The organism is Streptococcus suis (assembly GCF_002960445.1).
GTDB lineage: Bacteria > Bacillota > Bacilli > Lactobacillales > Streptococcaceae > Streptococcus > Streptococcus hyiners.
The window spans coordinates 1-379 of the sequence record NZ_POJD01000244.1; the positions used below are offsets into that span (position 1 = coordinate 1).

Here is a 379-nt window from a genome sequence, read left to right on the forward strand (position 1 = left end):
AGCGAGTAAAATTAACCGAATACTGATACAACCGACCTATCAAAGCTATCCAATTATTTTCGTTACCGTCCAAAAATTCTTCATATTGGCGACAACCTTGCCCTTTTAATTCGATAAAAACCCCCATTGAAGGTCTATCCTCATTAAAGTACACTTTAATCTCAGAACAAGCATAATGTCGCTGGTACTTGTTTATTCCCCAATTATTTAATGTGAAATCTTCTAAAGGAATTAAAAGAATATCAGTTAAAACACTTTCTGGAGGAATATTTTTAACGGTTACTGCAAAATAATCAATTCTGACTGTATTCATAGGGTTATGCTCCTAGAATTTTAATGTCCTCACATACTAATTTAACACCTGCCCAGTTACTTCGTG

1 pseudogene is annotated in these 379 nt (G+C 34.0%); it reads right to left on the reverse strand.

Annotated elements, in window-relative coordinates:
• A pseudogene (locus tag C1G53_RS09145) lies at window positions 1-313 on the reverse strand (replication initiation factor domain-containing protein); the annotation flags it as partial.
• Window positions 314-379 lie beyond the last annotated feature (66 nt).